Source organism: Aquirufa sp. HETE-40SA (genome assembly GCF_054558635.1).
Genome location: NZ_JBPXKN010000003.1, coordinates 472,307 through 492,391 on the forward strand (window position 1 = coordinate 472,307; position 20,085 = coordinate 492,391).

The 20,085-nt window shown below is 35.4% G+C and carries 20 protein-coding genes and 1 pseudogene; 20 read left to right on the forward strand and 1 reads right to left on the reverse strand.

The features are described 5' to 3' along the window. Positions 1-8 precede the first annotated feature (8 nt). The 5 genes from hisH to ACRZ9O_RS10115 are packed head-to-tail and all read left to right on the forward strand — an operon-like array spanning position 9 to position 3,035. Entirely contained in the window at positions 9-596 is a 588-nt protein-coding gene (hisH, locus tag ACRZ9O_RS10095; RefSeq protein ID WP_459458808.1) for an imidazole glycerol phosphate synthase subunit HisH, read from the forward strand. Position 597: 1 nt separating this feature from the next. Continuing rightward, positions 598-1,326, forward strand: coding sequence for a 1-(5-phosphoribosyl)-5-[(5-phosphoribosylamino)methylideneamino]imidazole-4-carboxamide isomerase (hisA, locus tag ACRZ9O_RS10100; RefSeq protein WP_459458809.1), 729 nt, complete (start codon positions 598-600; stop codon positions 1,324-1,326). Continuing rightward, positions 1,320-2,081, forward strand: a complete 762-nt coding sequence (hisF, locus tag ACRZ9O_RS10105) for an imidazole glycerol phosphate synthase subunit HisF (protein ID WP_459458811.1) — start codon at positions 1,320-1,322, stop codon at positions 2,079-2,081. Before hisA ends, hisF begins: the two co-directional genes overlap by 7 nt. 7 nt (positions 2,082-2,088) lie before the next feature. Beyond that, complete coding sequence (gene hisIE, locus ACRZ9O_RS10110) at positions 2,089-2,688, forward strand: bifunctional phosphoribosyl-AMP cyclohydrolase/phosphoribosyl-ATP diphosphatase HisIE (protein WP_459458813.1); 600 nt, start codon at positions 2,089-2,091, stop codon at positions 2,686-2,688. 8 nt (positions 2,689-2,696) lie between these two features. After that, positions 2,697-3,035 (forward strand): phage holin family protein, encoded by a 339-nt coding sequence (locus ACRZ9O_RS10115; RefSeq protein ID WP_459458815.1) that lies wholly within the window; start codon positions 2,697-2,699, stop codon positions 3,033-3,035. Positions 3,036-3,257: 222 nt separating this feature from the next. Here the strand turns inward: ACRZ9O_RS10115 and ACRZ9O_RS10120 are convergent, their stop codons facing one another. Next, positions 3,258-3,677 carry a hypothetical protein gene (locus ACRZ9O_RS10120; protein ID WP_459458817.1) on the reverse strand — a complete coding sequence of 140 codons (420 nt, stop codon included), beginning with the start codon at positions 3,675-3,677 and terminating at the stop codon, positions 3,258-3,260. Positions 3,678-4,032: 355 nt separating this feature from the next. Here ACRZ9O_RS10120 and ACRZ9O_RS10125 point away from each other — a divergent pair, with 355 nt between their 5' ends. The 15 genes and pseudogenes from ACRZ9O_RS10125 to ACRZ9O_RS10195 all read left to right on the forward strand — a co-directional run bounded on the left by ACRZ9O_RS10125 (position 4,033) and on the right by ACRZ9O_RS10195 (position 20,084). After that, entirely contained in the window at positions 4,033-5,391 is a 1,359-nt protein-coding gene (locus ACRZ9O_RS10125; protein WP_459458819.1) for an MFS transporter, read from the forward strand. Between the two features lie 342 nt (positions 5,392-5,733). Next, on the forward strand, positions 5,734-7,023 hold the full coding sequence (locus ACRZ9O_RS10130; protein WP_459458821.1) for a nucleotide sugar dehydrogenase: 1,290 nt from the start codon (positions 5,734-5,736) through the stop codon (positions 7,021-7,023). A 3-nt stretch (positions 7,024-7,026) separates the two neighbouring features. Then, on the forward strand, positions 7,027-7,803 hold the full coding sequence (gene rfbF / locus ACRZ9O_RS10135) for a glucose-1-phosphate cytidylyltransferase (RefSeq protein WP_459458823.1): 777 nt from the start codon (positions 7,027-7,029) through the stop codon (positions 7,801-7,803). A gap of 4 nt (positions 7,804-7,807) precedes the next feature. Continuing rightward, a complete protein-coding gene (rfbG, locus tag ACRZ9O_RS10140; protein WP_459458825.1) occupies positions 7,808-8,884 on the forward strand; it encodes a CDP-glucose 4,6-dehydratase in 1,077 nt (358 codons plus the stop codon). Continuing rightward, a complete protein-coding gene (rfbH, locus tag ACRZ9O_RS10145) occupies positions 8,885-10,225 on the forward strand; it encodes a lipopolysaccharide biosynthesis protein RfbH (protein WP_459458827.1) in 1,341 nt (446 codons plus the stop codon). Then, positions 10,225-11,265, forward strand: coding sequence for an NAD-dependent epimerase/dehydratase family protein (locus ACRZ9O_RS10150; RefSeq protein WP_459458829.1), 1,041 nt, complete (start codon positions 10,225-10,227; stop codon positions 11,263-11,265). Before rfbH ends, ACRZ9O_RS10150 begins: the two co-directional genes overlap by 1 nt. Continuing rightward, on the forward strand, positions 11,252-12,472 hold the full coding sequence (locus ACRZ9O_RS10155) for a class I SAM-dependent methyltransferase (protein ID WP_459458831.1): 1,221 nt from the start codon (positions 11,252-11,254) through the stop codon (positions 12,470-12,472). The genes ACRZ9O_RS10150 and ACRZ9O_RS10155 overlap by 14 nt, the downstream gene beginning before the upstream one ends. A 205-nt stretch (positions 12,473-12,677) precedes the next feature. Next, complete coding sequence (locus ACRZ9O_RS10160) at positions 12,678-13,172, forward strand: hypothetical protein (RefSeq protein ID WP_459458833.1); 495 nt, start codon at positions 12,678-12,680, stop codon at positions 13,170-13,172. A 12-nt stretch (positions 13,173-13,184) separates the two neighbouring features. Continuing rightward, positions 13,185-13,607: pseudogene (locus ACRZ9O_RS10165) on the forward strand (FkbM family methyltransferase); the annotation flags it as partial. Between the two features lie 7 nt (positions 13,608-13,614). Beyond that, a complete protein-coding gene (locus ACRZ9O_RS10170; protein WP_459458835.1) occupies positions 13,615-15,411 on the forward strand; it encodes a thiamine pyrophosphate-binding protein in 1,797 nt (598 codons plus the stop codon). 5 nt (positions 15,412-15,416) lie between these two features. Then, positions 15,417-16,049, forward strand: coding sequence for an HAD family hydrolase (locus tag ACRZ9O_RS10175; RefSeq protein WP_459458837.1), 633 nt, complete (start codon positions 15,417-15,419; stop codon positions 16,047-16,049). A 7-nt stretch (positions 16,050-16,056) separates the two neighbouring features. Continuing rightward, complete coding sequence (locus ACRZ9O_RS10180) at positions 16,057-17,157, forward strand: N-acetylneuraminate synthase family protein (protein WP_459458839.1); 1,101 nt, start codon at positions 16,057-16,059, stop codon at positions 17,155-17,157. Positions 17,158-17,223: 66 nt separating this feature from the next. Then, on the forward strand, positions 17,224-18,189 hold the full coding sequence (locus ACRZ9O_RS10185; RefSeq protein ID WP_459458841.1) for a glycosyltransferase: 966 nt from the start codon (positions 17,224-17,226) through the stop codon (positions 18,187-18,189). Further along, positions 18,167-19,495, forward strand: coding sequence for a hypothetical protein (locus ACRZ9O_RS10190; RefSeq protein ID WP_459458843.1), 1,329 nt, complete (start codon positions 18,167-18,169; stop codon positions 19,493-19,495). Before ACRZ9O_RS10185 ends, ACRZ9O_RS10190 begins: the two co-directional genes overlap by 23 nt. After that, positions 19,488-20,084, forward strand: a complete 597-nt coding sequence (locus ACRZ9O_RS10195; protein WP_459458845.1) for an acyltransferase — start codon at positions 19,488-19,490, stop codon at positions 20,082-20,084. The genes ACRZ9O_RS10190 and ACRZ9O_RS10195 overlap by 8 nt, the downstream gene beginning before the upstream one ends. The last annotated feature ends 1 nt before the right edge of the window (position 20,085 follow it).

Genomic DNA, 20,085 nt, shown 5'->3' on the forward strand with positions numbered 1-20,085 from the left:
GTACGCTAATGGAAATTGCGATCATAAAATACAATGCGGGGAATGTGGCGTCGGTGATGTACGCGTTGGACCGTATTGGGCAAAAATACCAGTGGACGGATGATCCGGAGCAGATTAAAAATGCCGGCAAAGTAATTTTTCCGGGGGTGGGCGAGGCGAGTACGGCGATGGCTTATTTGAAAGAAAAGGGCCTAGACGAGGTGATAAAAGGGTTGAAGCAGCCAGTTTTGGCGACCTGCATCGGAATGCAATTATTGTGCAAGCACTCGGAAGAGGGAAACACAGATTGCATTGGGGTGTTTGACGTGGAGGTGAAGAAGTTCATCAGTAAAGACTTGAAAATTCCGCACGTTGGGTGGAATTCAATCACGCAAAATGGCGAAAATCCCTTGATGAAAGGACTGAAAGAAGAAGAGTTTGTCTATTTCGTGCACTCTTTTTATGCGCCCGTAAATCAGTATACGACAGCGGTTTGTGAGTATGTACAGCCGTTTTCGGCGATGTTACAAAAGGATAATTTTTATGCCGCGCAGTTTCACGCGGAGATCAGCGGAAAGGCTGGCGAACAGATTTTGAAAAATTTCTTAGCACTCTAATATGTTTCAACTAATTCCGGCGATCGATCTGATAAATGGGCAATGCGTGCGATTGACTCAGGGGGATTATGGCCAAAAAACGGTCTATTCAGAAGACCCTTTGGAGATCGCCAAAGCCTTTGAAGGGGCCGGAATTCAGCGTTTGCACTTAGTGGATTTGGATGGGGCGAAGGCGAAAAAGATTGTGAATGCCGCGGTTTTGGAACGCATTGCGTCGAACACGTCGTTGCATATTGATTTTGGTGGCGGGGTTCAGTCCGACGAGATGATTGATACGGCTTTTTCTGCGGGTGCCGCGCAGATTACCGCCGGCAGTATTGCCGTGCGTAATCCTGCGCTGGTCTGCGAATGGTTGCAGAAGTATGGGTCGGAGAAGATTATTTTGGGGGCGGATGCGCAGAATGAGATGATTGCGGTTTCGGGCTGGCAGGAAAATTCGAATATTTCGATTTTTGACTTTTTGCAGGATTATACCTCGAAAGGCGCGAAATATGTGATTTCGACAGATGTAGCCAAAGATGGTTTGTTGCAAGGCCCCAGCTTCGATTTATATGAAAAAATTCAGGCTTCGAGCCCGTCGCTGAGCGTGATTGCGAGCGGTGGGGTGGCTTGTATGGAGGATTTAGTGCGCTTGCGGGAGATGAATTTGTTTGGGGTGATTGTGGGGAAAGCGTTTTATGAGGGTCGGATTAGTTTAGCGGATTTGGCCAAATTTTCAGCAGCATGTTAACAAAGCGCATCATACCTTGTCTGGATATTAAAGAAGGGCGAACCGTGAAAGGGACGAACTTTGTGGACCTGCGCGATGCCGGTGATCCGGTGGAGCTGGGGGCACTTTATGCGCAGCAGGGGGCGGATGAGCTGGTTTTTTTAGATATTACGGCGACGGTCGATGACCGGAAGACGTTGGTGAATTTAGTCCGTGAAGTCGCGCGGCACGTGAATATTCCTTTTACCGTGGGCGGCGGAATTTCGTCCATTGCTGACGTATCGGCGTTGTTGAACGCCGGCGCGGACAAAGTGTCCATCAACTCGTCTGCGGTGCGCCGGCCAGAGCTGGTGGATGAACTGGCTTTGGCTTTTGGCTCTCAATGCATCATTGTCGCGATCGATACGCGCTTTGAACCCGCCGCGGGCCTGGACTTCGTCCACACCCACGGCGGCAGACGCATCACCGAATTAAAAACCCTCGAATGGGCCCTCGAAGTTGAAAACCGTGGTGCTGGCGAACTATTATTAACCTCGATGGACGCCGACGGAACGAAAGCAGGCTTCGCCTGTGATTTGACCGCACGCATATCCTCAGCAGCCTCCATTCCCATTATTGCCTCCGGCGGAGCGGGAATGATGGAACATTTTACCGAAGTATTCACGACCGGCAAAGCTGACGCAGGCCTCGCCGCAAGTATATTTCACTTTAAAGAAATTGAAATTTTGGCATTGAAGAATTACCTTGCATCCCAAGGCATTCCGATGCGCATTTAATAGAAATATGTCCAAGCAACCCGATTTTTCCAAAGGCCTCGTGCCCGCCATCATCCAAGATGCCAGCACCCGTACCGTTTTGATGTTAGGCTACATGAATGAGGAAGCCTACGCAAAGACCGTTTCCGACCAGCGCGTGACCTTTTTCAGCCGCTCGAAGAACCGTCTTTGGACTAAAGGCGAAGAATCAGGCAACTTCCTAGACGTGGTCAGCCTTTCAATCGATTGCGACGCAGACACCATTTTAATTCAGGCCAAACCAGCTGGCCCCACTTGCCACACCGGAGCAGACACCTGTTTCAACGAGTCAAATGCAGACAACGCAGCCTGGTTAGATCAATTAAAGCACGTCATCCGTAGCCGCAAAACAGCCCCAGCGTCTTCATCCTATACCGCTTCATTATTCCAATTAGGCACCCACAAAGTGGCCCAAAAAGTAGGCGAAGAAGCCGTCGAGCTCGTCATCGAAGCCCTAATGCAAAACGATGACCTTTTCAAAGGCGAAGCGGCTGACCTTATTTTCCACCTCTTAGTCTTATTAGAGGACCGTGGAATTGATTTAAGCGAAATCATCGCCGTTCTTCAGTCTCGTCACGCTGCTAAATAATCTTTCCTATGATCGGATTCATCATTCGTTACATCATCATTGCCTGCGTAGTTTTGGTCATTCCTCGCTATTTAAAAGGCATTACGGTAGATGGTTTCACGACCGCACTTTTGGTCGCTTTAGCGATGGGCTTTGTGAATTCCTTCGTCAAACCCGTTTTGAAGATCATCAGCTTCCCTATTACGTTCATGACTTTAGGGTTGTTCTCTCTAGTGATCTCGGTAGGTCTAGTCTATTTAGTGGCGGCCTATGTGCCAGGTTTTGTGGTAACGGGGTTTATTGCCCCGTTGATTTTTAGCTTTCTGGTGTCGCTGTCTACTTCATTTGTAGGCCTGTTTACACGCTAGGGCACTCACTTCATCTATTCCTCAACTCCGTCAAGAACTTCTTCGAGTCAAATATCAATTGAGACCTGGCTGCCGGGGCTACGATGACCGATTCTGTGTAGACTTCTTGGTCTTTTTCAAAAATGGTGACGGTGACTTTCGTGAATTTGTAGGGGCCCATGTGGCCGTTGTAGAAGAGCAGGGGCTCTTTGTTGCCAAAAAAATTGAACATGTTTGTAGGGTTTAGTGGTTAAAGACGCCGTGGCGGCGGAATTGAAAATGGCGTAGGTTTGTGACCTGCGCGTCGTCGTAGGTGATGGCGTTTTTAAGGATGAGCTTGAAACAGAATTTCCGCTCTAATTTGACTTTGTGGTACTTTAGGAAGTACTTGACGTCTTTTTCAGCGTGGGGTAGAGCTTCCTCTACTAAATTTTCGTAGCCCACAAAGGATCGTTTGATGCGCTCCCGCATCCAATTGATGCACAGTTCGCGCGCGTTTACCTGGTGGTAATGGGCAAAAATGATGACGAGGTCGAGATCTGGGATGCGATTGCTGTTTTCGTATTTGCTCAAAAGCCCGGCGTCGATCCCGAGATCCTGCGCCATCACATGCAGCGGAACGGCACGGATGAGCTTCAGGTATCTAGAGAAGTGATTAAACATATTGATTAGTGGTTTGGTGTTCCAAATGTATTCCCACCCATTCTGTCTTCCTAACAGCTTACTGATAATGTGATTTTAGGGGCCTTAAATTTATCTTTATGTGCCTTGTGTGCGCCTTAGGGGACTATTGGTAAAATAGGCGCGAGGCACTAAGAGCCATTCCCAGGTATTGACAAAATGTGTCAATATCCGAAAAAGCCGTTTATACAATTGTAAGTTATATTAGCAAAAACTGCCTATAGGCTCTTCAGAGCCAATATTATCAGTTTTAGGTAAGGAATTACAACAATTGTCGCGCCATAAAGGTGAGATAGTGATATTTTATGTATTTTTAGGAAGAAATTGAGAATGTACTATGCAAGAGTTCGATAATAATAAAGTACCCATTAAGAAGTTGTGGCAGGTGATTGTGGCGTCGAGTGTGGGGACGGTGATTGAGTGGTATGACTTCTATATTTTTGGGAGTTTGAGTGCGATTATTTCGTTGAGTTTCTTTCCGAAGGAGGATCCGACGGCGGCGTTTATTTCGACGTTAGCGGCTTTTGGGGCTGGGTTTGTGGCGAGGCCTTTTGGTGGGGTGCTTTTTGGGAGGCTGGGGGATTTGATAGGGAGGAAGTATACGTTTTTGTTGACGCTGCTTTTGATGGGTGGGTCGACGTTTGCGATTGCGTTTATACCGAGTTATGAGAAGATTGGGTTGGTGGCTCCGGCTGTGCTTTTGGCATTAAGAATCATCCAAGGATTAGCCTTAGGGGGTGAGTATGGGGGCGCCGCGACTTACGTCGCGGAATATGCACCAGACGCCGAACGCGGGAAGTACACGTCCTACATCCAAACAACCGCCACGCTCGGTTTCTTCGTCTCCATCCTGGTCATCTTAGCGACGCAGCAGCTTTTAGGCGATGCGGCCTTTAAGGACTGGGGCTGGCGGGTGCCTTTTGCGCTTTCTGGTATTTTAGTGGTGGTGTCTTACTTCATTCGCCGAAATATGGATGAATCTCCTCTATTCTCCAAACTCAAGGTGGAAGGCAGACTCTCCGAAAATCCTTTAAAGGAAGCTTTCGCCAGTAAGGCGAATCGCCGCTTAATGTTAATTGCGATGTTTGGGGCGATTGTGGGGCAGGGGGTTGTTTGGCATACGGGACAATTTTATGCCCAAATCTTCATCAACAAAATCCTCCAGGTCGATTTCATTACGACGAACCTCATTATCGCTGCGAGTTTGGTGGTGGGCACTCCCCTCTTTGTGTATTTCGGGAGCCTGTCTGACCGGGTGGGTCGCAAGAAAATTATGCTGGGCGGTATGGCCCTCGCTGCGCTCGGGTACTACCCCCTTTTCTCGTGGATGTCCACGATCGTAGCCCAGGAGGGCACGATGGTCAATGGCGCGATCTTCCTGAACTGGACCGGAAAGCTCGAACTGGCTTTCATTTGCAGCTTATTAGTGACTTTCGCGGCGATGGCCTACGGCCCGATCGCCGCATTCCTTGTCGAACTTTTCCCTACCAAAATCCGCTACACCTCCCTCTCCATCCCGTATCACTTTGCTAATGGGGTGTTCGGCGGATGTGCCCCTTTTGTGGCCACTTGGCTGGGAGCGGTCACTCATTCGAATTTTGCCGGATTGTTCTATCCCATCGCCCTAGCAGCCTTAACGGTCATCATAGGCATGATTTATTTACCTGAAACCAAAGGACGAGCCCTCAGCGATTAAAATAGGACTATTCGAATAATTCGATGGATATAATGTTAAATATTCCCATTAAATAAATTAGACTTGGCGCTAAACCAAAATGGGGGTATATTTGTTTCTTGAATTCGATTTTCTGAGCACCCTTTTTGTGTGACTCAGGATGGCGAAGCCGTGGAGAGAGAAAGAGAAAAACGATTAGTGTGGTCCATTGGACTAATAAGTATTCACAAATATTCGCAAATCATTAATGCATTGATTTACAGTGTTAACTAGTTTTATGTAAAATTTCAGGGTAACTCAAATTATATAAATTAAAAGGTGTTGGTGGGCAGTTTAGTGCGCAAAAATTATTAAACTTTCTAAATGGATTTAAGTGGAAAAAAAATAGCAATAATTGGGCTAGGTTATGTTGGATTACCCTTGGCTATAGAATTTGGTAAAAAGTTTAAAGTTGTAGGATTTGATATCGACCAAAATAGAATTGACGAGCTTAATCTTCTAATTGATCGCACTAATGAAGCAGACCTTGAGGGTATGAAACTAGCAACGGAATTGGCTAAATCTAATTTAGGTTTAGGTTTGAATTTTACTGCTAATGTAGATGAATTAAATCATTACAATGTTTTTATTGTGACTGTTCCAACACCCATTGATCAATTTAAGGCGCCGGATTTAACACCATTGTTGAAAGCCTCAGAGATGTTGGGTAAAGTAATAAAAAAAGGCGACATAGTAATTTATGAATCTACGGTTTATCCTGGTTGTACGGAAGAAGACTGTGTTCCAGTATTAGAAAAATATTCAGGAATAAAATTTAATCAAGATTTTTACTGTGGTTATTCCCCTGAGCGAATCAATCCAGGAGATAAAGTTAATACATTAACTAAAATTAAAAAGGTTACATCTGGATCCACCCCGGAAGTCTCGGAAATAGTAGATGAATTATATAAATCTATAATATTTGCCGGCACTCATAAAGCTCCATCAATCAAAGTTGCTGAAGCATCTAAAGCTATTGAAAATGCCCAAAGGGATATAAATATTTCATTTATTAATGAACTATCATTAATATTTGATAAGATGGGTATAGATACCAATGATGTAATTGAAGCCGCAGGAACAAAATGGAATTTTTTAAAATATAAACCAGGACTTGTTGGAGGACATTGTATCGGTGTCGATCCTTACTATTTAGCACACAAGGCCGAAAGTCTTGGTTATCATCCTCAAGTTATACTGTCTGGTCGGAGAGTTAATGATAATATGGGGATTTTTGTTGCCAATAAATTAGTTAAGCTCTTGATTTCTAAGAATCATATTATTTCTGGATCCCGAGTTTTAATTTTAGGAGTAACTTTTAAAGAGAATTGTCCTGATATACGAAATTCAAAAGTTGTTGATATTGTAAAAGAATTATATCAGTTTAACATAAACGTTGATTTATATGATCCCCATGCTGATGCAGAAGAAGTTAAACATGTTTATAATTTGGATTTAACATTTGAACTGTCAAAATACGATGGTATAATTTTAGCCGTTTCTCATTCAGAATTTTTAAATATGGATTTAAGTAATCTTAAAACCAGTAATGAAGCTGTCATTTATGATATTAAATCAGTTTTACCTAGAGATTTAGTAACCGATAGATTATAAAATATGAAAGTTGTAATCCTAGCTGGAGGGTTTGGTACCCGATTAGCAGAAGAAACAGATGTTCGGCCTAAGCCTATGGTCGAAATAGGAGGAATGCCTATTTTATGGCACATTATGAAAATCTATTCAAGTTATGGATTTAATGACTTTGTCGTTTGCTTAGGCTATAAGGGATATGTTATCAAAGAATATTTTGCCAATTTATTTTTACATCAATCAGATGTTACTATTGATGTTAAGAATAATAAGTTAGAGGTTCATAATAATTTATCCGAAGACTGGAAGATAACTTTAGTTGAGACTGGACCTGAAACAATGACAGGAGGTAGAATTAAACGTATTCAAAAATATGTAAATAATGAGCCGTTTATGCTTACGTATGGCGACGGAGTGGCAGATGTAAACATTCATGAGCTGGTGGAATTTCACCAAAAACAGGGGAAATTATGTACGGTGACATCTGTTCAACCAAGTGGTAGATTTGGAGTTTTACAAATTAACTCTGAGAACTTAGTTGAATCTTTTCATGAAAAACGTTCTGAAGACATAGGCTGGATTAATGGTGGATTTTTTGTTTGTGAGCCTGACGTGTTCGATTATATTACTGAAGGCGATTCTACTATTTGGGAAAGAAATCCTTTGGAAAATTTAGCCCAAAGCAGACAATTAAATTCATTTAAACATAGCGGTTTTTGGCGTCCAATGGATTCATTGAAAGATAAGATGGATTTGAATGAATTATGGAATTCAGGATTAGCATCATGGAAAATTTGGAAATAGTTACATGCAATCTTTAAAGGAAACGTATTCAGGGAAAAAGGTTTTTGTTACTGGTCATACAGGGTTTAAGGGATCATGGATGATCCAAATTCTTAGTATGCTAGGAGCTAAAGTTAAAGGCTATGCTTTAGCACCAGAAACAGAGTTAAATTTATTTAATGAGCTCTCCGGTGCAGAAATATGTGAATCTGAAATAAATGATCTTCGAAATAAGGAAGCATTAATTAAATCTATTAAGGATTTTCAGCCGGATTTTGTATTTCATTTAGCTGCGCAGCCTTTGGTTAGGCTTTCCTATGAAATTCCGTCAGAGACTTTTGAAGTTAACGCAATCGGTACAGCTAATTTATTAGATGCTGTTCGTCAACTAAACCATACTTGTTCTGTTGTTCTTATTACAACAGACAAAGTCTATCACAATAATGAATGGGAGTACCCCTACAGAGAAGATGATCGATTAGGTGGGTATGATCCGTATAGTGCAAGTAAAGCCTGTGCAGAATTAGTGATAGATTCTTATCGAAATTCATTTTTTAATACTTCAAAAATAGAAGTTCATGGCAAAGCTCTTGCAGTAGGAAGAGCAGGAAATGTAATAGGAGGAGGTGATTGGTCTAAAGATCGCTTAATACCTGATATTGTCAAATCTCTATATCAGAATAATACTATTTCGATTAGAAACCCGAATGCTGTTCGACCATGGCAACATGTGATTGAGCCACTTTTTGGTTATTTAGAATTAGGAAAAAAACTTTTTGAGGTTCCTACGCACTATTCAAAGGCGTACAATTTTGGCCCGAATATCTCTGATACCCTTTCGGTTGCTAATATGGTCGAAAAATCCATAGAGTATTGGGGAAATGGAAATTATAGTATTGAGCAAAATAGCAATAATCCACATGAAGCAGGGTTATTAAAATTAGATATTAGCCGTTCGTTGTCTGAATTAAACTGGAAGCCAGTTTTTAATGCCAAAATAGCGGTAGAAAGAACAATTGCTTGGTATAAAGGGTATTATGAAGGGATTAGTGCTAAAAAATTAGTTGAAAATGATATTGAATTTTATTTAAGTTTAAAATAAATGATAAAGAACGCTGAAATATTAAATGGGATTGATTTTAATAATATCGATGACGAATCGCTAAAAAAAGCGCTTATCGAAAAATTTTCAAAAAACATCAATAAAGAAATCATTCCAGGAGTTAGCTATATCCCTGTTTCTGGGAAAGTTATAGATGAAGATGACGTGCTTTGGGGTATTGAGTCGATGATGGATGCCTGGCTTACCGCTGGACGTTTTTCTTTAAAACTTGAAAAAGAGTTGGCTAAATATTTTGGAAGTCGTTATTCTTTTTTGGTGAACTCAGGGTCTTCTGCTAATCTTTTGGCTTTTTATGCGTTGACCTCTCCTAAATTAGGAGATAGAGCAATTAAGCCTGGTGATGAAGTAATAACAGTTGCAGCTGGCTTCCCCACTACGATTAATCCTTTAATTCAATTTGGATGTATTCCAGTGTTTGTAGACGTTGATATTCCTAGCTATAATATTAAAGTTGAGGATATTGAAAAGGCAATTTCTCCTAAAACTAAAGCGATTATGTTAGCTCATGCTTTAGGAAATCCATTCGATCTTAAAGCCGTAATGGATATTGCTAAAAAACATAATTTGTGGGTTATTGAGGATGATTGTGACTCATTAGGTGCCATATATAATGGGAAAAAGACGGGTACTTTTGGAGATTTGGCAACCCTTTCATTTTATCCAGCACACCATATAACCATGGGAGAAGGAGGGGCTGTATTAGTTAACAATGCTTCTCTAAAGAAGGTAACTGAGAGTTTCAGAGATTGGGGACGAGATTGTTGGTGCGCTCCAGGGACAGATAATACTTGCGGTATTCGTTATTGTCAACAATTGGGGGATTTGCCAGATGGGTATGACCATAAGTATACTTATTCTCACATTGGCTTTAATTTAAAGGTTTCTGACATGCAAGCTGCTGTTGGGTTAAGTCAATTAACAAAGGCTGACTATTTTGTAGCGAGGCGTCGAGAAAATCATGCTCTCCTTACTGTAATGTTTAAAGAATTTGAAGATCATTTTATATTGCCAAAAGCGACCGAAAATTCAGATCCAAGTTGGTTCGGCTTTATGTTAACTATTAAAGAAGGAAGCCCACTCAATAGAAATAAATTAGTAGAATACCTGGAACAAAATAAAATCGGAACAAGGTTATTTTTTGGAGGTAATTTATTGCGACAGCCGGCATATGCGAATTTAAACTACCGTAAAATAGGTGACTTGAAAAATACAGATATCATTATGAATAATTCATTTTGGTTAGGAGTTTGGCCAGGATTGAATAAAGTTCATTATGACTATATTATAGAAGTCATTAGAAAGTATATTAGCTCGTTATAATGAAGAGGTTACCTGTTGAAGATTTAGAGCATGTTTTACATAATACCCAAGATATTTGGGAATCATTTAGAGAAAAATCTATTTTTTTAACTGGCGGAACTGGGTTTTTTGGTAAGTGGTTACTTGAGAGTTTTATCTATGCCAATGAAAAATTAAATCTAAATGCGAGATTAACTACTTTAACCAGAGATCCGGAATCATTTTTACAAGAATTTCCTTTCTACAACCAGCATTCTAATTCAGTCATATTTGTCAAAGGAGATATTTTAAGTTTTGACTTTAATCTAGAGGATAAATTTCAATATATAATTCACGCCGCGACAGCCGCAAGTGAATCATTGAATAAAGGGAATCCCTTGTTAATGTTAGATACAATTACTGTAGGAACTAGACGAGTTTTAGATTTTGCATTAACGCAGCCTATTGAAAGCTTTCTTTTTATTAGTTCAGGCGCCATATATGGTAAACAGCCTTTTAATGTTTCACATATTAATGAAAGCCAAAGCTTCAAAGTAGATATAAATAACCCTAATTCAGCTTATGCCGAAGGGAAAAGAATTGCTGAACTGTATTGTTCAACCTATTTTGAAAAATTAGGATTGCCCGTAAAAATTGCTCGATGCTTTGCATTTGTAGGCCCCTATTTACCTCTTAACACTCATTTTGCGATAGGTAACTTTATTAATAATGTGCTGAAAAAAGAAGACGTTATAATTAAGGGTGATGGAAGCACCATTAGAAGTTATATGTATGCTTCCGATTTGATGGTATTGCTTTGGAGAATATTGATTTTAGGGGAGTCTAATTCGCCCTATAATGTAGGATCAGATGAATCAATTTCAATCAAATCTCTTGCGGAAAAAATTAAGGCAATTTCAAATTCTTCTGTTTCTGTTAAAATTCTGGGAACACCTATTCGAAAAGAAGATGTTGATATCTATTGCCCCAGTGTATTTAAGTCTAATTCAATTAATGCTAATATAAAGATTCAATTAAGTGAATCAATTAATAAAACAATCAAATTTTATGAATCAACCTAATCGTTCGTGCCCTGTATGTAATTCATATAATGCCTTATTATTAAAAAAGATAAATTTTAGCTTATTTAATTCTCATCCAATGCTTGAGGGTTATGATTTAGTTCAGTGTCAAGGGTGCAGTTTTATTTATGCTGACACAAAAGTTACTCAAGACGAATTGGATGACTATTATTCTAATCTATCAAAGTATGAGAGCAAAGAAATATCAACAGGAGGCGGGTATAATGAATATGATCGAAACCGCTTGATAGATACTGCTAAGTATATTTCGTCAAAGTTTGATGATAAAAATTTAGCAATTGTTGATGTCGGTTGTGCAAGTGGGGGATTACTTGAACAACTTAAAAATGAAGGATTTAATAATATTACTGGTATTGACCCATCCATTTCTTGCGTAAATATTACTAAAAACGAAAAGAATATAAATTGTCTTAATGCATCATTATTTGAACTTAATGAAACATTTGGAAAGTATGATGTAGTGATACTTTCTCATGTTTGGGAACATATCCTTGATTTAGAATCGGCTCTAAAATCAATAGAAACAATTTTAAATCCAGGTGGATTTATTTATGTAGAATGTCCTAATGCAATGAATTATAAAGATTTGATTCATGCACCTTTCCAAGAGTTTAACACAGAACATATAAATCATTTTTCTTCAAGTTCTTTTTATAATTTTTTTGGTAGCAGAGGGTATTCCTTACTTGATTCCGGAATTCGTATTATGAAAATTGCTTCTACTAATGATTATAATGCTGTATACAGTTTGTTTAAAAAAAATATTGATGGGGCAAAATCGAAAATTGCTTTTGATGAGCAAATACTGCCTTCAATAAAAGAATATATTAGTGCATCGGATATTCTTTATAATCAAATTATTGAACAAATCAGTAAAGTTGCAGAGCTAGGCGAAAATTTGGCTTTTGTAGGAATTGGCCAATTCGCCTTTAAACTTCTTAACTCAGTTCAAAAACTTGGGATAAAAAATAAAATATTATTATTTGATAACAATAGTCTTAATGAAGGTAAAATAATTAATCAAATAAAAGTTCAGAATGGGAGGGAATTAATTTCTTCATATCAAAATGAAAAGTTTAACATTATAGTTACATCATTGATTTATCAAAATGAAATATCAAATAATCTTAAGTTAGAATTCGAATTAAATAATATTGAAGTTCCAATAATTTGTAAATTAAGCTAGAATGAATATTAATGAAATACTAAATGACTTGGAGATTAATAAGATTAATCAAGAGTTATTAGATACCAAGAATCAAATCTATAACAAAAAACTAATATTATTCGGATCGGGTAATTTAGGACGTAAGATTGCTAGTTAATTTAAAACTAAAGGCTTTCATATTTTATGCTTTGCAGATAATAATGAAAAGAAGAATAATACATTAGTGGATGGTATTAATGTATACACACCTGCTAATGCAATTGAAAAATTTGGTGAGGAAAATCCATTCTGGGTTGTTACTATTTGGTCACCAGGTCATTCGTATAGAATTACATACGATCAATTATTAAATCTTGGTATTTCAAATGTTATCCCTATAAATAGGGTGTTTCAGATTTTCTCTCATGATTTATTACCATATTATCATTTTGAAACACCTGATTATTATTTAAGTAATAAATTAAAAATAGAAGAGGCATTTTCTTTTTTGGAGGATGAAGAAAGTAGAATTCAGTTTATAAAGCACTTAAAAGTTAGAGTCGGTTATTCATTTATTGAACTACCTACTGCTTCAACAAATAATCAATATTTCCCTGAAGATATTGTAAAATTAACTAAACCTGAAACTTTTTTAGATTGTGGAGCATATACAGGTGATACGTTAAATGATTATTTAAAATTCGCAAAAGTGCCCTTTAAAAAATATATTTGCCTTTAGCCTGACCCTCAAAATTTAAGTACTTTAAAAACATATATTAGTTCAAAAAGTCTTGAAAATATAGAGGTTTTAGATATCGCTGTTGGCAATGAAAATGCTGAATTAAAATTTGACGCAACAGGAGGCGGAGGTGCTGGATTAAGTGAATCAGGGTCTATAATCGTTCAATGCAAAAAAATTGATGATTACTTCAATGATGATATATCCTTTATCAAATTTGATATTGAGGGAGCTGAATTAAGTGCCCTTAAAGGTGCTTACAATACAATCATTAAAAATAAACCTAAAATTGCAGTTTGTATTTATCATTTACCAAATGATTTGTGGGAGATAATACTTTATATAAAAGAGAATTTTCCTTTTTATAAATTTAGTGTTAGGACTCATCAATATGATGGTTTGGATTTTGTTTTGTACGCAATACCAAACAATTAATTAAAATATGAAACTATCAAATTATATATTTTCTAAACTTGTAAGCGAAGGCATTGACACTGTGTTTTTAGTCACTGGTGGAGGAGCAATGCATCTTAATGATTCAATTGGTAGAACTTCAGGATTAAAATTTGTGTGCAATCATAATGAGCAGGCATCCGCTATAGCAGCGGAAGGATATGCTAGAGTTAAAAATAAGCCAGCAATAGTAAATGTAACTACTGGGCCGGGCTCTATTAATTCCTTAAATGGAGTTCATGGGGCATTTACTGATTCGATTCCAATAATTGTCATTTCAGGACAGGTCAAGAGAGAAACCATCATGTCTAACTATAATATTGAAGGGTTAAGACAATTGGGAGATCAGGAAGTAGATATAATTAACATGGTAAAAGGGATTACAAAGTATGCTGTTGAAGTTACTGATCCCAATTCAATAAAATTTCATTTAGAGAAAGCGATACATTTATCAACTAATGGCAGACCAGGGCCTGTTTGGATAAGTATTCCTGTTGATGTTCAGGCAGCAGAGGTTGACATAGATAATTGTGAAGGATTTACTCCAGAAGTAATTACTATGGACCCCCAAGTGTTAGAGGAAGATTTGCTTAAAATTGTAGATAAAATTTCGAGAGCAAAAAGGCCAGTAATAATTGGTAGTACAGGAGTGAGGCTGGCGAATGCTTTAGAAGAATTTGAAGAGTTCGCTACAATTACAGGTATTCCCGTGGTTACTGCATGGTCGCATGACATAATTCATCATGACCACCCTAACTATGTTGGGAAACAAGGAAGTATTGGAAACAGGGCAGGTAATTTTGCAGTACAAAATTCAGATTTAGTTATCATTATTGGCAGTAGAATGCCTATCAGACAATTAAGTTATAATTGGGAAAATTTTGCAAGGGATGCTTATAAGATTCATATTGATATTGATTCCGCAGAATTGAGAAGGCCTTTTTTAAAGGCAGACCTTCCTTTGGTTTATGATGCAAAGTTTATCTTATCATCTCTTATTAAACGTGTTAAGGAAGATCAATGTAATTTCGATTTTAAAGAATGGCTAGAGTGGTGTATAGTTAGAAAAAATAAATATCCAGTTGTTCAGGATCATCATAAGGACCCACTAAAACCTATTAATCCTTATTATTTTATATCCACGTTGCAAACTCTTCTATCAGGGGATGATGTCATCGTTTGTGGTAATGCTACAGCATGTATAGTACCATTTCAAACATCATTCATAAAAAAAGGCCAGCAATTATTTAGTAATTCTGGTTCAGCATCTATGGGATATGATTTGCCCGCTGCTATTGGTGCTGCAGTTGCTGATCCTAATAAAAGAATAATTTGTTTTGCTGGTGATGGAAGCATTTTAATGAATTTACAGGAGTTGCAAACCATAAAACATAATAATCTAAATATAAAGATTATAGTTTTAGATAATAACGGGTATTTATCTATAAAATCTACTCAACAAAACTTTTTTGGTTTAGCGATAGGAAGTGCCCCAGATAATGGCGTAAGCTTTCCAGATATGGAAAAGGTTGGTAACTCATTTGATATTCCTTCATATACTTTAGAAAAGTTTGATTTTAAGGATGAATTACTAAAATTAATCAACTTAGATGGGCCCATACTTATTAATGTGAAACTCGATCCATTGCAAATGTTTGAGCCAAAACTTAGCTCAAAGAAGTTGCCTGATGGCAAAATGGTATCCGCACCTTTGGAAGATATGTTCCCATTTTTAAGTGAGCAAGAATTACAATCTAATATGATTGTAAAAACAGTAAAATTCTAAGTGAATTGAAATACAAAAATATTCTATTTGATTTAGATGGTACGTTAATTGATTCTGCTCCTGGAATAGTTGAGTCGTTTTCATTTGCATTTAATAAAATTTATGGGGTAGAATGTATTAAAGACATTAAACCTTTAATAGGGCCACCCATAAATGAGGTTCTCCATACTTTTAATGGTGAAACTGATTCTTTAGTTATTAAAAAATTTGTAGATGCTTTTAAGTTACATTATGATAATGAAGGATTTAAAAAAAGCCAATTATTTGAGAATGTTTCGGAAGTATTGAAATCCCTTATAAATGACGAATTAGAGTTATATATAGCGACGAACAAAAGAAAAAAGCCAACTAATTTAATTCTAGAGTATTTAAATTTAAACCAATATTTTAAGGGAGTCTATTGTCCGGATAGTTTTGAATTAATTTTTGAAAATAAAGCCAAGTTAGTTCATAATCTGATTACATCTTTTACTTTAGAAAAGTCTGAATCTTTATTCGTAGGGGACACGTCTCACGATGGAATAGCTGCAATAGCAAACGGCTTAGACTTTGCCTTAGTAGAATATGGTTACGGGAACTTTGAAAATCCTACTTATACAATTAATAATTTCAATAAAATAGTAAACATTTTAGAGTAAATAAATTATGGGAAAATCAAAAAATGAAATTTTTGACGGGTTATTCGTTTTAGAATTAGCAAACAATCATTTAGGGGACTTACAAAGAGGCTTGAGTCAAGTTGAAGAGTTTTCCCAAGTTGTGAGATTTAATAATGTCAAAGCAGCCATAAAACTTCAATTTAGAGATATGGATACTTTTGTTCATCCTGATTATGTGGGAAGCAAAGATGTTAAATATATAAAGAAAACAACCGAGAAAAAGTTAACAAAAAAAGAGTACAAGGCACTTGTTGATAAAATTGTTAGTTCAGGATGTATTCCAATGTCTACGCCATTTGATGAGGCATCTGTAGATCTTTGCCAGGAGTTCGATTTACCAATTATTAAAGTTGCAAGTTCCGACATTAATGATTGGCCATTACTTGAACGAATTGCTAGAACTAAAAAACCAGTTATACTTTCAAATGGAGGATCTTCTTTAAAAGATCAAGATGACGTTGTGGCGTTCTTTTTAAATAGAGATATTCCTATCGCACTTAATCATTGTGTTTCACTTTATCCTTCTGAGGATTCAGAATTAGAATTAAACCAAATTGATTTTTTGAAGAATAGATATCCTGAAATTATTATTGGGCAGTCAACCCACGAGTATCACGATTGGACAAATTCAATGTTAATTGCATATGCAAAAGGAGCAAGAACATTCGAAAGACACGTTGACACGCCTATGGAAGGGTATGATATGCAAATCTATAACTCTACATCAGAACAGATTGATATTTGGTTCAAGGCCTATCATAAGGCAATAGAGATGTGTGGTGGATCACCTGAACAGAAACGTAGAAATTCAGAAAGAGAAATCAAGTATCTAGATGCATTGGTTAGAGGTATTTATGCGAAAAAAGATATTCCAAAAGGGTACGTTGTGAAAAATGAAGAGTTTGAAGAATATTTTTATTTAGCCGTACCATTACATAAAGGCCAACTATCTGTTCGCGAAATAAAGAATGGTGAAGTGTTTACGCACGGAGTGAAAAAGAATGAAAAAATTCTTATAGATCATATTGATTCTCCTTATGCAAAAGTAGAATCGTTGAAGAAGATTATTTATGATCGTGGGATTTAACATGTTTTTGGTTTCATATAAAAAAATGTCTAATAATAGAAAACTCCTAACAGAATAAATATAAATATGTCTGAAATACTTTTGTCAATTTGCATACCAACTAGAAACAGAAGTAATTTTTTGAATAAAACTTTAAATTCTATAGTAATTCAAAAAATTTTTATAGAAACGAATGAAATTGAGATAGTTATCTCAGATAATGCTTCTGAAGATGAAACTGAATTAGTATGCATGAAATTTATCGAATCCTTTCCCCAAAAAATAAGATATTATAAAAATAAAATTGATTTAGTTGATAAAAATTTTGAAAAAGTTCTTAGTTATGGTAATGGTACTTTTCTAAAACTAAATAATGATACATTAACTCACAATTATAATTCATTAAGGATTTTATTAAATTATATTAAAGATTTTAATAATAAAGATAATATTCTATTTTTTTCAAATAATTATTCAAAGATTAAAGAAAGGGAAATAAATAGTATAAATGATTTTATAAAATACACATATTATAGTGGCACATGGATTGGTTCATTTGGAATTTGGAAAAGTGACTTTTCGAAATTAAGTGATTTTAGTAGGAGCTCACATTTAAAACTAATACAGTTTGATGTATTACTCAGACTCATAGATTTAAAAAAAAATATAATTGTAATTAATGAATGTATATTTAAAACAATACCAGTTCCTTCAAAAGGCGGTTACGATTTAATCGAAGTGTTTTTAAAAAACATTTTGTACATAATAAATAAGAATGACTTAGAACATACCGTGAAATATGTAGTTAAGTTAAATTTAATATATAAAATAGTAAATAAATTTCTTTTTATTTGGTATTGTAGAATGATTCTCAATGAGAATTTTACCTTTCAATTTAATAATATTCACTCATCTTTGTATCGACATACTAAACATTATAGAATTGTTCTCTTTGTTTTTTATGCAAAACTAATATTATTTATTCCTGCATTAACAATTTATAAATTCATTATTACAATATATAATTCCATTGATAAAGCAAATTTTAAATAATCCAAGTGTAATAAATTTTTTATCTAGGGGAATCCAGGGGATTTTAAATTTATCATCCCTATTTATAATAACATTATTCTTTTCAAAAACTGAACAAGGATATTATTATACATTAATAAGTATCATTGGCATTCAAATTTTTTTTGAATTAGGTATAGGCCCAATAATTTTAAGGTTTGTTGCTCATGAACGTTCAAAAGTTGAAAATATATTTAATATAAAATCGATTCATGAGTTAACAAGGATTAGCTCTATTTTTAAAATCACAATAAACATATTTTCATTTTTTTCAATCCTATTTTTATTTATTTTTATTTTTGGTGGAATAAATTATTTTAATAAATTTCATAATAGTAGGGATATAGCCGATATAAATTTTATTATTGTTTCATTAGGAATTTCTTCATCACTAAATCTTTTTTTATCGGGTATATTGAATTTTATTGAAGGATTAGGGTATGTTTTAAAAGTAAATAAATTAAGATTATATTATCAGTTAATTTTTTATTTTTTATTTTTCATTTTGATAATCAACAACTTTAAACTTTACTCTTTGAGTATTGCTAGTTTTATTTCAAATATTATTATCATTATTTTGCTATATAAATTTGGTTATTTAAGTGAGTTATTTAATTTGTTAAAAAAATACGAAAAAAGTAATTTTAGTTATTGGAATGAATTATTCCCAATCCAGTGGCGAATTGCATTAAGCTGGATTTCAGGATATTTTATATTTCAATTATTTACTCCCTTGGCTTTCGCAATCGAAGGCCCGATTGTTGCTGGTCAATTAGGTTTTACAATCTCTATCTTTTCTGGAATTACTACATTAACCATGAGTTTAGCTAGCCCATATACTTTTTTGTTTTCTAGTTATATTTCAAATAGAGAGTTCACAAAATTTAAGTATAAAATTAAAAAAATCAAGTTACTTTTGATATTTGTTTATTTTAGTTTAGCACTTATCTTAATCATTTTTTATAATATTTTAGAACATTTTAACTATAATATTATTGAACGTATGTTAAGTGTTAAATATTTATTTTTATTTTCTTTTATAGGTCTTTGTAATGTTTTAATTTTCTTTTGGGCACAAATATTAAGAACATTTAAAATTGAAGCATTTTTATTAAATTCAATATTTGGAGCAATAATTATGGTTTTGGGATTCTATGCTTTTGGGAATAAGTATGGTTTGGACGGGTTAGTTTTTACATATTTTTTTAATACTGTTTTTATCGGATTTCCTTGGGCTTACTACATTTATAATAAAAATATCATTAAATTATTAAAACTGAATGAATAATATATTTAATAGAGATTTATCTGGTGAAAGTCTTTTCAATCTTATTTTAAGAATAAAGGAATCGTTTTTAAGGAGATTCCGAGGGTTTATTTATACATTATTTTTTTCCTTCCATAAGGATTCTGGATTATTTGTATATCTGGGAAGAGGTGCTCGTTTTATTAATACTAAAAGTATTTTAATTAATAATGAAGTGAATATTGGGTCTTTTGCTAGAATTGAATGTTTTTATTCTAAATCAAATATTCCAAAGTTGATTATTGGTTTTAATACTAGTTTTGGTGATCATTTGCACATTGGTGTTATAAATCAGATTATAATAGGTGATAATGTTTTAGTTGGTAGTAAAGTTTTAATTATAGACCATGATCATGGTTATGGAGGCAAGGTTCTGTATCAATACAAAGATGTTTCTCCCAAAAATAGAGCATTAATTTCTAAAGGGCCAATTTTGATTGAAAATAATGTTTGGATTGGCGAAGGTGCAATTATTTTAGCAAATAGTATTCTGAGAGAGGGATGTATAATTGCTGCTGGTTCAGTAGTTGTAAATTGCGAAGTAAAAGCGTTTACAGTTTATAAAAATTGAT